Here is a 12,460-nt window from a genome sequence, read left to right on the forward strand (position 1 = left end):
AGTGCTTTGTTGCGAACACCTTGCAAGAGCGTCTCAGCTCCAAGTGACCCCCGACCTTCCCTGGTCTGCACACCTCCTTATATGCGACATTTAGGGACATGACGGTTGTCGAGCAGTACGTAGAGCAGTACGCCCGGGCCCGAGTCGTCACCGACTCCCCCGAGGCGCACCGGGCGGTCCCCGTCGTACTGCGCCACGAAGGCGGCACGGTCCGTGTCGCCTTGCCCGGCTCCGGCGAGTGGGGGTCCTTCTCCCGCGATCTCCTCGAACGCGGGCTGCGCACCCCGGTCACCGGCGGCCCCGTGCGGATCTGGCCGTGCGGGCGCGTGCAGACGGTCATCGAGTTCCATGCCCCGCACAAGCCGAGCGGGGTGACGGTTGTGCAGTTCGACACGAAAGCGCTGATCCGCTTCCTGCGCCGCACCCACACGCCCGTCACCCCGGCCAGGGCCCCTCAGGACGTCACGCGCTGACGAGCTCCCGGTCCTCCTCGGGACGCTGGTCGTCGGCGGTCCGCAGCCCCTCGCCCTCGACATCCACGTTCGGCAGCACCCGCGCCAGCCACTTCGGCAGCCACCAGGCCCTCTTGCCGAGCAGCGCGAGCACGGCGGGCACCAGCGTCATGCGGACGACGAACGCGTCGAAGAAGACGGCGATGGCGAGGCCGAAGCCGATCATCTTGACCATCTGCTCGGAGCTTCCGATGAAGCCAGCGAACACCGCGATCATGATGACCGCCGCGGCCGAGACCACCCGCGCCCCGTGCCGGAACCCGGTGACAACGGCCTGCGCGGGCCGCTCCCCGTGCACGTACGCCTCCCGCATGCGGGTCACGAGGAACACCTCGTAGTCCATCGCAAGGCCGAAGACGACGCCCACCATGAAGATCGGCATCATCGACATGACCGGACCGGTCTGCTCGACGCCGAACAGCGAACCGAGCCAGCCCCACTGGAAGACCGCGACGACGGCGCCGAGCGCGGCGAGCACCGACAGCAGGAAGCCGAGCGCCGCCTTCAGCGGCACGAGGACGGACCGGAAGACCACCATCAGAAGCAGGAACGCGAGGCCGACGACGAGCGCCAGGTACGGGATCAGCGCGTCGTTGAGCTTCTGCGAGACGTCGATGTTCATGGCCGTCGAGCCGGTGACGCTCAGTTCGGCGCCGGTGTCCGCCTTGATGTCGGCGCCCGCGTCCCGGATGTCGTGCACGACGCTCTCGGTGTCGACCGACGACGGCTTGTACTTCGAGACGACGCTGATGACGGCGGTGTCGCCCGCCTTGTTGAACGTCGCCGGGGTGACGGCCGCGACGCCGTCCGTGCCCTTGATCTCGCGGACGACCTCGGAGACGGCGACCTTCGGGTCGGCCGCGCCCTTGGCGTCGACGACCGTCATGAGCGGTCCGTTGAAGCCGGGGCCGAAGCCCTCGGAGAGCAGGTCGTACGCCTTGCGCTGGGTGGTGCTGGTGGGCTGCGAGCCGTCGTCGGGCAGGCCGAGCTCCAGCGAGGCGACCGGGACGGCCGCGGCGCCGAGGCCGAGGATGCCCACGATCAGGACGGCGACCGGGCGGCGCAGCACGAAGCGGGCCCAGCGGGTGCCCATGTTGACCTTGGGCTCCTTGTTCTCGCCCAGGTCCTTGCGCGCCTTGCGGCCGTGCACCCGCTTGCCCACGTAGCCGAGCAGCGCCGGGATCAGGGTGAGCGCGATGAGCACCGCGATGGCGACGGTGCCCGCGGCCGCGACGCCCATCTTGGTCAGCATCGGGATGTTCACGACGGCGAGGCCGACGAGGGCGATGACCACGGTCAGACCGGCGAAGACGACGGCCGATCCGGCGGTCCCGACGGCCCGCCCCGCGGCCTCCTCGCGCTCCCGGCCCTCGGCCAGCTCGGCCCGGTAGCGGGACACGATGAACAGCGCGTAGTCGATGCCGACCGCGAGGCCGATCATCATCGCGAGCGTGGAGGTGGTGCTGCCCAGGTCGAGCACGTTGGCGAGCGCGGTGATGGTGGAGACGCCGATGCCGACACCGATCAGCGCGGTCAGCAGCGGAAGCCCGGCCGCGATCAGCGAGCCGAAGGTGATCACCAGGACGACGGCCGCGATGGCGATGCCGATGATCTCGGTGGCGCCGGTCTCCGGCATCGCCTGGAGCGCGTCACCGCCGACCTCGACGGTCAGACCGGTCTGCTTCGCCTCGTCGATGACGTCCTGGAGCCCGTCGCGGTCGGCGTCGGCCAGCTCCATCGAGGAGACCTTGTACGTCGCCGACGCGTAGGCGATCGTGCCGTCCTTGCTCAGCGTCTTGGCGACGAACGGGTCCGCGACGGACGCGACCTGCTTCGAGCTGGACTTGATGGCGGCGACGGTGTCCTGGATGTCGGCCTTGTTGCCGGCGTCCGTGAGCTTCTCGCCCTTCGGCGCCTCGAAGACGACGCGGGCGGTGGCCCCGTCGGCGGCGGAGCCGGGGAAGCGCTGGTCGAGCAGGTCGAAGGCCTTCTGGGCCTCGGTCCCCGGTATGGAGAAGGAGCTGGAGGCGGCGGTCGGCGCGGAGGCGGCGCCCACGCCCGCGAGCGTGAGCAGGGCCACCCAGATCAGCGCGACGAAGTGCCGTCGGCGGAACGCGAGTTTGCCGAGTTTGTAGAGGAATGTGGCCACGGAGGCGTACTCCCGGTCAGGTCGAAGGGTTCAGCGGGGCATGGGTCATCGGCCCGACGACATGAGCGGTTGTGCGTCAGGTGAAACAGCGGGGTACAGCGGGGAAGGGCGTGTCAGGCGCTGAGGGCGGGGAGGACCACAGCGTCGATGTACGAGACGAGGTATTCCTGCGTCGGCGGCTCTTCGTCGATGAGCGTGCGGGTGGCGAACGCGCCGATCAGCATGTGGATCAGATAGCCGAGCGCCGGGTTGTCGGCCCGGACCTCGCCCCGGTCCACCGCTCTGCGCACCATCCGGTCGACGCCCGTCATCTCGGGCTCGACGATCCACTCCTTGAAGGCGGCGAGCAGATCCGGATTGGCGTGCACGGCCACCATCAGGCCGCGCATCAGCGCGCTGTTCTGCTCCATGTGACAGTCGTCCTCGCGGAACGCGATCGCATGCAGATCACCGCGCAGCGAGCCGGTGTCGACCTCGTCGAAGTGCGGCTTCTGACTCCGCAGCGCCCTCACCACCAGCTCCGCCTTGCCGCCCCACTGGCGGTAGAGCGTCGCCTTGCTCGAGCGCGTGCGGGTGGCCACGGCGTCCATCGTCAGGGCGTCGTAGCCGACCTCACGGAGAAGTTCGAGCACGGCGCCGTACAGCTCGGCCTCGCGCTCGGGCGTGATCCGGCTGCGACGCGTCGTTGCCTCCGCGACCATGTCACCCACCTGACCTCTCCGTATGCGTACGCCATAAAAGTACCCTGCCTACTAGCGAAACGAAACGGTTTCGTACGTGCGCTGCGCCACATCGGTCCCGAGCACCCTTCTCAGCGAGTCCCGGTTGCCGGAGCCCACCTCGCGGAAAAGCATGAGGAGGTGACTGAGGTGACCGAGGAATCCGAAGCTGCCGACGGCCGCGCGTACCTGCGCTTTCCCCACATCAGCGGCGATCGGCTGTGTTTCGCCGCGGAGGACGATCTGTGGGTCGCGCCGCTCGACGGCTCGGCGCGGGCCTGGCGGGTCACCGTCGACCGCACCAAGGTCAGCCATCCGCGCTTCTCCCCCGACGGCCGGCACATCGCGTACACGACGTGGCGCAGCCTCGACCCGGAGATCCATGTGGCGCCGGTCGACGGCGGCTCCGCGCGGCGCCTCACGTACTGGGGCAGCGTCGACACCCAGGTGCGCGGCTGGTCGCCGCCCGACAAGGACGGGAGGTCCGACATCCTCGCGGTCGCCTCGCACGGCGAGCCGTTCTCGTACTTCACGTTCGCCTACAGCGTCCCGACCGACGGCTCCCCAGGCGGCAAGCTCCCCTGGGGCCCGGTCTCCGACATCCAGGTCGCCGACATCGACGGGGAGCGCCGGACGCTGCTCCTGACCGGCACGCCGCCGCACGAACCGGCCGCCTGGAAGCGCTACCGGGGCGGCGCGCAGGGCCGGCTGTGGGTGCACGGACAGCGCATCCTCGCCGACCTCGACGGGCATCTCGACGACCCGATGTTCGTGGACGGCCGCATCGCGTTCCTCTCCGACCACGAGGGCATCGGCAACGTCTACTCCTGCCTTCCCGACGGCACCGACCTGCGCCGCCACACCGACCACGGCTCGTTCTACGCCCGGCACGCCACCACCGACGGCGCCCGCGTCGTCTACCAGTGCGCGGGCGACCTGTGGATCCTCGACGACCTGGCCCCCGACTCGGTGCCGCGCAGGCTGCGGGTCCGGCTCGGCGGCCCCCGCGCGGGGCGGCGCAGCTACCAGGTGCCCGCCGCGAACCACGTCGACTCGCTCTCCGTCGACGAGACGGGCCGGGCCAGCGCCGTCGTCGTGCGCGGCAGCCTGTACTGGCTCACGCACCGCGACGGCCCCGCCCGCACCATCGCCGACACCCCGGGCGTGCGCGTGCGCCTGCCCGAGATGCTGGGCTCCGGCGGGCAGGTCGCCTACGTCACCGACGCCGACGGCGACGACGCGATCGAGATCGCCTACCTGCCGCGGGCCAGCGGCGACCGGCCGCCCCGCCGGTTCGCCTCCGGGCAGCTCGGCCGCGTCCAGGAGCTGGTCTCCGCCCCGGACGGGGAGCGGCTCGCGGTCGCCTCGAACGACGGGCGGCTGCTGCTCATCGACGTCGGAGAGGAGGAGGGCGGCGAGGCGCCCCTGGAGGAGCCCACGGTCACCGAGCTGATCCGCTCCACGAACGGGCCCGTACGCGATCTCGCCTTCTCCCCCGACGGCTCCTGGCTGACCTGGTCGCACCCCGGCATCGGCCGCTCGCTGCGGCAGATCAAGATGGCCCGGATCAACAGGGGCGGTTCCACCGCGCTCGGCGCGGCCAAGAAGGAGACCGCGACGGTCGTCGACGTCACCAACGGCCGCTTCGAGGACGAGAACCCGGTGTTCACGCGGGACGGCCGCTACCTCGCCTTCCTCTCCTGGCGCGGCTTCGACCCGGTCTACGACGTGCACACGGGCGACCTGTCGTTCCCGCTGGGCTGTCGCCCCTACCTCGTACCGCTGTCGTCCGCGACGCCGTCCCCGTTCGCGCTCTCGCCGGACGGGCGGACGGCGGCGGGCGGCCTGGACCCGGTCGAGGAGGTGGGCGGCGACGGCACGCCGACCGTGGAGATCGAGGGCCTCGCCAACCGTGTCGTGCCGTTCCCCGTCTCGGCGTCCAAGTACTCGTCGCTGCACGCGGTGGCAGGCGGCGGCCTCGTCTGGCTGCGCTGGCCGATCTCGGGCGCGCTCGGCGAGACCTTCGCCAACCCGGCCGACCCCTCCGCTCAGCCCACCCTCGAACACTTCGACCTGGTCAAGGGAAAGAAGTCCCAACTCGTCGCCCACATGGACTGGTTCGCGGTCAGCGGCGACGGCTCCCGCCTCGTCGTCGTCGACGAGGGCGAACTGGAGGCCGTGCCGTCCACCGAGGCGGGCGACAACGACACCACCGTCTGGATCGACCTGCGGCGCATCCTGCACGAGGTCGACCCGGCGGCCGAGTGGCGCCAGGCGTACGACGAGGCGGGCCGGATCATCCGCGCCTACTTCTGGGAGCCGCACATGTGCGGCATCGACTGGGACGCCGTCCTCGACCAGTACCGCCCGCTCGTCGAACGCGTCGCCTCCCCCGACGAGTTCGCCGACCTCCTACGGGAGGTCCTCGGCGAACTCGGCACCTCCCACGCCTACGTGGCCGCCGCCCGCCGCAACGAGGGCCCGCCCCACTACCAGCGCGCCCAGGGCCTGCTCGGCGCCAACTTCGTGTGCCGCGACGGCCGTTGGACCCTCCAGCGGATCCTGCCCGGCGACTCATCCGACTCCAAGGCCCGCTCCCCGCTCGCCGGCACCGGCATCCGCGACGGCGCCGTCCTCACCCACGTCGACGGCCGCCCCGTCGACCCGGTCAAGGGCCCGTACCCGCTGCTCGCGGGCGCGGGCGGCACGACCGTCGAGCTGACCTTCACGCCCGCGGAGGGCGGCGGCCGCCCGCGCCGCGTCGCGGTGGTCCCGCTCGTCGACGAACGCCCCCTGCGCTACCAAGACTGGGTGGCCAAACGCCGCGCTGTCGTCCGCGAACTGAGCGGCGGCAAGTGCGGCTACCTGCACATCCCCGACATGGGCGGCTCCGGCTGGGCCCAGTTCAACCGCGATCTGCGCATGGAGGTCTCCCGGCCCGCCCTCATCGTCGACGTGCGCGGCAACGCGGGCGGCCACATCAGCGAACTCGTCGTCGAGAAACTCACCCGCAAGATCATCGGCTGGGACCTGACGCGCAACGCCCAGGCCGTCTCGTACGCCTCGAACGCCCCGCGCGGCCCGGTCGTCGCCCTCGCCGACGAGGCGACCTCCTCCGACGGCGACATGATCGCGGCGGCCTTCAAACTGCTCGCCCTCGGCCCGGTCGTCGGCCAGCGCACCTGGGGCGGCGTCGTCGGCATGACCGGGCGGCACAAGCTCGGCGACGGCACGGTCATCACGGTGCCGATGAACGCGGCCTGGTTCCCCCAGTACGGCTGGTCCATCGAGAACCGGGGCGTCGAACCGGACATCGAGGCCCTGCGCACCCCGCTCGACTGGGCGGAGGGCCGCCACGCGCAGCTCGACGACGCGGTGGAGCTTGCCCTGAACCTGCTGGCGGAGCAGGGCGCGACGAACCCGCCGGACTACTCGGACGTCCCGGACCGGCGGCGGCCGAAGCTGCCACCACGGTGACCGACCCCTCCGCCGGACCCGTGCCCCACGGATGTCCTGCGGAGGACTTACCCCTTTGCCCCCTGGCATGACAGATTCTGGGCGCGAACATGGCGATGTCGCGCTCGACCACCTGTCTTCCAGGGGGCTTTCATGTCGCACGGCTCACGAAGAGGGATCCTGCTCGGCGCCGCGGGAATCGGGGCGGGACTGGCCCTCGGCGGCAGGCCGGGAGTCGCGGCCGCGACTCCCGGCCTGCCGCCCGTCCTCATCACCGAGCAGGCGAGCAAGCGGCTGCTGGTGATGGACTCCCGGGTGCGGGTGTGGGACCCGGCAGTGGAGCCCGGCGTCGTGCGCTGGGCGTTCTCGCCCGTGGGCGACGCCCGGTACTGGGACGTCGAGCCCGACATCAGCTGGGTGTACCCGAGCGAGGCGAAGGTGCGGCGCCACCGCGGGCGTACGTACGTGCTGACCACGGCCTCGTTCGGGTTCGCGGGCGTGGTGGAGTGGCCGAGCGGGCGGCGGTACTGGGCCGGGGCGCTCGGGCCGGGCGACGACCTGATCAACCCGCACACCGCCGAGATCCTCCCCGACGGGAACGTCGCCGTCGCGTGCAGCACGGGAGCGCGCGTGCGCCTGTACGCGGCGTCCCTCGGGCCGCACACCACGCGGTACACGGAGGCCGAGCTGAAGGGGGCCCACGGGCTGCACTGGGACCCGGTGCGCGAAGTGCTGTGGGCCATGGGCGACGACGAGCTGGTGGCCTACCGGGTGGCGGGTTCGCGCGTACGGCCCGCGCTGGTGCGGCAGTTCGCCGTGGCCCTGCCCGTCGCCACGCCGGGGAAGTCCGCCGGCGGGCACGACCTGTTCCCCGTGGCGGGCGTGCCGGGGCGGATGTGGGTGACGACCACCGCGTCGGTGTTCCAGTACGACGTCGTCGGCCAGGGCTTCACGCAGGACTTCGCGGGGGCACCGGAGATCGCCCGCAAGTCCGTGAAGTGCGTGGGGGACGACCCGCGCACCGGGCGGGTGGTCACCACCGTGCCGGAGAAAGGGCTCGGCGAGACCTGGTGGACGACCACCGTGAGCCTGCGCCAACCGGACGGGGCCTTCACGTACGTCAACGGCGGGATCTACAAGGCCCGTTGGTGGCTACCCAGGTGACCCGTCGGACGACTCCAGGCGGCGGTCGATCGCCAGGGACAGCTCCGCCTCCACCACGCCCTTCGCAAGCGGGCGCAGCCGGTCGATGTCCTTGTCGGAGGCGTGCTCGGCGACGAGGTCGGTGAAGAGCGCGGCCAGGGCGTCGGCGTGGTCACGCACCCGCCTGGCCGCCGCGAGCACGTCGGCCAGCGGGATGCCCTCGCGGACCAGGGCCGCCGAGATGTCGAGGAGGCGGCGGCTGATGTGCACGATCTCCTCACCGTCGATGCCCAAGTAGCCGAGGTCCAGGGCGGCCTGGAGGTTCTCCGGGGTGACGTCGTCCGCGAAGTAGTCGGCGAGTTCCGCGGCGGAGAGCCGGACGGGGACCTCCTCCGTGGGCTGCACTCCGAGGAGTTCACCGACGTCGCGGCCTCGGTCGAAGGCCTCGGAGAGCTCGCTGATCCCGTTGAGGGTGTGGCCGCGGTCCAGGAGCGAGGCGATCGTGCGCAGGCGGTCCAGGTGCGTCTCGTCGTACCAGGCGATGCGGCCCTCGCGGCGGGGCGGCTTGATGAGTCCGCGTTCCCGGTAGAAGCGCACGGTGCGGACCGTGATGCCGGCCGCCTTCGCCAGCTCCTCCATGCGGTACTCGCGCTTGCCCACGTCTGCTTTCACGTCTCCTCCCACGCGGGAACCCTATGTCGTACTGCCGGTAACTTTCCTTGGTCCGACCCCTACCCATGAGTACGCACAGCCTCTACTCTCCGAATTACGCCAGTGTTCACTGGCAGAGTCGCAGTGGCAAGGGAGGCGCCGGGATGGCCGAGCAGGAGCACGAGCACGTACGAGTGGCGGTGATCGGATCCGGCTTCGGCGGCCTCGGCGCGGCGGTCAGGCTGCGGCGCGAGGGGATCACCGACTTCGTGGTCCTGGAGCGGGCCGGCGCGGTCGGCGGGACCTGGCGCGACAACAGCTACCCGGGATGCGCCTGCGACGTCCCGTCCCACCTCTACTCCTTCTCGTTCGCGCCCAACCCGGACTGGCCGCGGACCTTCTCCGGCCAGGAGCACATCTGGGAGTACCTGGAGCACGTCGCCGACACCTTCCGGCTGCGCCCGCACATCCGCCTCAACTCCGAGGTGAACCAGCTGCGCTGGGACAGCGACAAGCTCCGGTGGGAGATCGACACCGCGAAGGGCACGCTCACCGCCGACGTCGTCGTCTCCGCCACCGGACCACTCTCCGACCCGAAGACCCCGGACATCCCCGGGATCGGCACCTTCCCCGGCAAGGTCTTCCACTCCGCGCAGTGGGACCACGACTACGACCTGCGGGGCAAGCGCGTCGCCATGATCGGCACCGGCGCCTCCGCCATCCAGATCGTGCCCGCCATCCAGAAGGAGGTCGGCAAGCTCACCCTCTTCCAGCGCACACCGCCGTGGGTGATGCCGCGCGCCGACCGGCCCATCTCGAAGGCCGAACGCTGGCTGCACCGTCAGCTCCCCTTCACCACCCAGGCGCGCCGCGGACTCCTGTGGGGCATCCGCGAGTTGCAGGTCCAGGCGTTCACCAAGCACCCCAACGAACTGGGCATGGTCGAACAGCTCGCCAAGCGGAACATGCACCGCGCGATCAAGGACCCGGAGCTGCGCGCCAAGCTCACCCCGGACTACCGCATCGGCTGCAAGCGGATCCTGCTCTCCAACACGTACTATCCGGCGCTCGCCCAGCCCAACGTCGACGTCGTCGCCTCCGGACTGAGCGAGATCCGCGGCAACACCCTCATCGCGGCCGACGGCACCGAGGCCGAGGTCGACGCGATCGTCTTCGGCACCGGCTTCCACGTCACCGACATGCCGATCGCCCAGCGCGTCGTCAACGGGGAGGGCGAGAGCCTCGCGGAGAGCTGGAAGGGCGGCATGGCCGCCCTGCGCGGCGCCACCGCCGCCGGATTCCCCAACTTCATGACCGTCATCGGCCCCAACACCGGGCTCGGCAACTCCTCGATGATCCTCATGATCGAGGCCCAGCTGAACTACCTGGCCGACTACATGCGCCAACTGCACGTCCTCGGCGGCCGCGTCGCCCTGAACCCGCGCGAGACCGCCGTCACCGGCTGGAACAACCGCGTGCAGGACCGCATGAAACGCACCGTGTGGAACACCGGCGGCTGCAACAGCTGGTACCTCGACGAGAACGGGGTCAACACCACGGTGTGGCCGGGCACGACCACCGAATTCCGGCACGCCACCCGGCATGTCGACGTAGGCGAGTACGAGGTGGTGCGCGCGCCCGCGAAGACCGGCGCCGCCAAGACCCGTACCAAGAAGAAGACCGAGGTGAACGCCGCATGAGCCGCCTGATGCGCCATGTCACGACGGGACCGTACGCACCGCCCGTCGCCGCCCGCGAGCTGACCGTCACCTCCGCGGACGGGGCCCGGCTGCACGTCGAGGTGCACGGCCCCGAGGGCGCCCCCGCCGTCGTGCTCTCGCACGGCTGGACCTGCTCGACGGCGTTCTGGGCCGCGCAGACCCGGGCCCTCGCCACCGACCACCGCGTCATCGTCTACGACCAGCGCGGACACGGCCGCAGCCCGGCCACCGACCGGCCCCCGTACACCACCGACATGCTCGCCGACGACCTGGAGGCCGTGCTCGGCGCGACCCTGGAGCCGGGCGAGCAGGCCGTGCTCGCCGGACACTCCATGGGCGGCATGACGATGATGGCCGCCGCCGGACGCCCGAAGTTCCAGGAGCACGCGGCCGCCGTCCTGCTCTGCAGCACCGGAAGCTCCCAGCTTGTCGCCGAGGCCACCGTGGTGCCGCTGATGCGCGCGAGCGGCCTGCGCACCCGGATCACCCGCGCGATCCTCGGCTCCAAAGCGCCGCTCGGGCCCGTCACGCCCATCGGCAAGCGGGTACTCAAGTACGCGACGATGGGCCCGGGTTCGGCCCCCGACAAGGTCGAGGCCTGCGCGCGGATCGTGCACGCCTGCCCGCGCGGGGTGCGCTACGGCTGGTCGCACGTCCTCGAACACCTGCAACTGGACGCCGGGGTCGAGCAGTTGACCATGCCCGTCGCCGTCGTCGCGGGAACCGCCGACCGGCTCACCCCCGTCGCGCACGCCCGGCGGATCGCCGCCGCGCTGCCCAACTCCGCGGGCCTGACCGAGCTGGCCGGGCTCGGCCACATGACACCCGTCGAGGCACCCGACGCCGTCACGGCGAAGATCCGTGAACTCACCAAGGAACACCTGAACTCGCAGTCCCAGAAGGGGGCGGATGCCGCATGAGCAGGGTCAGTCTCGAAGGACAGGTCGCGGTCGTCACGGGAGCCGCGCGCGGCGTGGGCGAACTGCTCGCCCGCAAGCTGTCGGCGCGCGGCGCGAAGATCGCGCTGGTCGGCCTGGAGCCGGACGAGCTGAAGCAGGTGGCCGCCCGGCTGCACTCCGACGCCGACTGGTGGCACGCCGACGTCACGGACCACGTGGCGATGGCCCAGGTCGCCCAGGAGGTCAAGGACCGCTTCGGGAAGGTCGACATCGTCGTCGCCAACGCGGGCGTCGCGACCGGCGGCCCCTTCGCCGAGTCCGACCCGATCGCCTGGCGGCGCGTCATCGAGGTCAACCTCATCGGCTCCGCCGTGACGGCCCGCGCCTTCCTCCCCGTCCTGACGGAGTCCCGCGGCTACCTGCTCCAGATCGCCTCCCTCGCCGCGATCACCCCCGCCCCGATGATGACCGCCTACTGCGCCTCCAAGTCGGGCGTGGAGGCCTACGCGCACAGCCTGCGCGCCGAGGTCGGCCACAAGGGCGTACGCGTCGGCGTCGGCTACCTGTCGTGGACCGACACCGACATGGTGCGCGGCGCCGACCAGGACGACGTGATGCGCGAACTGCGCCAGCAGCTGCCGTGGCCGTCGAACAAGACCTACCCCCTCGGCCCGGCGGTCGACCGCCTCGTGGCGGGGATCGAGCGCCGCGCCCCGCACGTGTACGCGCAGTGGTGGCTGCGCGGCATGCAGGGCATACGCGGCTACCTGCCGGCGGCGATCGGGATCGTGGGCCAGCAGCGGGTCCGCAAGTTCGAGGGCCGCCTCGGAACCGTGTCCAAGGGCCTCGTGGGAGCAGGCGGGGCCGCCGACGAGGCATCGCGGGGTCGCTGACCTGGCCTTTTCTGCCCCGCCCCGCACTCTCGAACACACCCCGTCATTGATCAAAATGCGACACAACGGGTACCGTGCAAGTCTGGTCGAGGCCCACCCCCCATCCTTCATGGAGTGCATCAAATGGGTATCTCTGACCAGTTCAAGGACAAGGCCGAGCAGCTGCAGGACAAGGCCAAGGAAGCCATGGGCGGCTCCGAGGGCAAGACCGAGGAAGGCCAGGACCGCGCCAAGGAAGGCATGGACCAGGCCAAGGACAAGGCACAGGACGCCGCCCAGGAGGCCAAGGACCGCTTTCAGCAGTGACGCCGCCTGAA

The 12,460-nt window shown here is 71.0% G+C and carries 10 protein-coding genes; 7 read left to right on the plus strand and 3 right to left on the minus strand.

Annotated elements, in window-relative coordinates:
* Window positions 1-98 precede the first annotated feature (98 nt).
* Window positions 99-473, plus strand: a complete 375-nt coding sequence (locus tag ACIA8D_RS32325; RefSeq protein ID WP_399237721.1) for an SsgA family sporulation/cell division regulator — start codon at window positions 99-101, stop codon at window positions 471-473.
* Here the strand turns inward: ACIA8D_RS32325 and ACIA8D_RS32330 are convergent.
* Window positions 463-2,661 (minus strand): MMPL family transporter, encoded by a 2,199-nt coding sequence (locus tag ACIA8D_RS32330; RefSeq protein WP_399237722.1) that lies wholly within the window; start codon window positions 2,659-2,661, stop codon window positions 463-465. The genes ACIA8D_RS32325 and ACIA8D_RS32330 overlap by 11 nt on opposite strands.
* Window positions 2,662-2,774: 113 nt before the next feature.
* Window positions 2,775-3,362, minus strand: coding sequence for a TetR/AcrR family transcriptional regulator (locus ACIA8D_RS32335; RefSeq protein WP_399237723.1), 588 nt, complete (start codon window positions 3,360-3,362; stop codon window positions 2,775-2,777).
* A 168-nt stretch (window positions 3,363-3,530) separates the two neighbouring features.
* On the opposite strand from ACIA8D_RS32335, the gene ACIA8D_RS32340 reads away from it, so the two are divergent.
* Window positions 3,531-6,857 (plus strand): S41 family peptidase, encoded by a 3,327-nt coding sequence (locus ACIA8D_RS32340; RefSeq protein ID WP_399237724.1) that lies wholly within the window; start codon window positions 3,531-3,533, stop codon window positions 6,855-6,857.
* A gap of 132 nt (window positions 6,858-6,989) precedes the next feature.
* Complete coding sequence (locus ACIA8D_RS32345) at window positions 6,990-8,000, plus strand: DUF6528 family protein (RefSeq protein WP_399237725.1); 1,011 nt, start codon at window positions 6,990-6,992, stop codon at window positions 7,998-8,000.
* Here ACIA8D_RS32345 and ACIA8D_RS32350 read toward each other — a convergent pair.
* Window positions 7,989-8,618 (minus strand): MerR family transcriptional regulator, encoded by a 630-nt coding sequence (locus ACIA8D_RS32350; RefSeq protein ID WP_399237772.1) that lies wholly within the window; start codon window positions 8,616-8,618, stop codon window positions 7,989-7,991. The two genes, ACIA8D_RS32345 and ACIA8D_RS32350, sit on opposite strands and share 12 nt — an antisense overlap.
* A 176-nt stretch (window positions 8,619-8,794) precedes the next feature.
* Between ACIA8D_RS32350 and ACIA8D_RS32355 the strand changes: the two genes are divergently transcribed.
* The 4 genes from ACIA8D_RS32355 to ACIA8D_RS32370 all read left to right on the plus strand — a co-directional run bounded on the left by ACIA8D_RS32355 (window position 8,795) and on the right by ACIA8D_RS32370 (window position 12,449).
* Window positions 8,795-10,330, plus strand: coding sequence for a flavin-containing monooxygenase (locus tag ACIA8D_RS32355; protein WP_399237726.1), 1,536 nt, complete (start codon window positions 8,795-8,797; stop codon window positions 10,328-10,330).
* A complete protein-coding gene (locus tag ACIA8D_RS32360) occupies window positions 10,327-11,271 on the plus strand; it encodes an alpha/beta fold hydrolase (RefSeq protein ID WP_399237727.1) in 945 nt (314 codons plus the stop codon). Before ACIA8D_RS32355 ends, ACIA8D_RS32360 begins: the two co-directional genes overlap by 4 nt.
* Window positions 11,268-12,143 carry an SDR family oxidoreductase gene (locus ACIA8D_RS32365; RefSeq protein WP_399237729.1) on the plus strand — a complete coding sequence of 292 codons (876 nt, stop codon included), beginning with the start codon at window positions 11,268-11,270 and terminating at the stop codon, window positions 12,141-12,143. Before ACIA8D_RS32360 ends, ACIA8D_RS32365 begins: the two co-directional genes overlap by 4 nt.
* Before the next feature lie 123 nt (window positions 12,144-12,266).
* Complete coding sequence (locus tag ACIA8D_RS32370; protein WP_399237730.1) at window positions 12,267-12,449, plus strand: hypothetical protein; 183 nt, start codon at window positions 12,267-12,269, stop codon at window positions 12,447-12,449.
* Window positions 12,450-12,460 lie beyond the last annotated feature (11 nt).

Origin of the sequence: Streptomyces sp. NPDC051684, assembly GCF_044453445.1 — a bacterium.
Classification (GTDB): domain Bacteria; phylum Actinomycetota; class Actinomycetes; order Streptomycetales; family Streptomycetaceae; genus Streptomyces.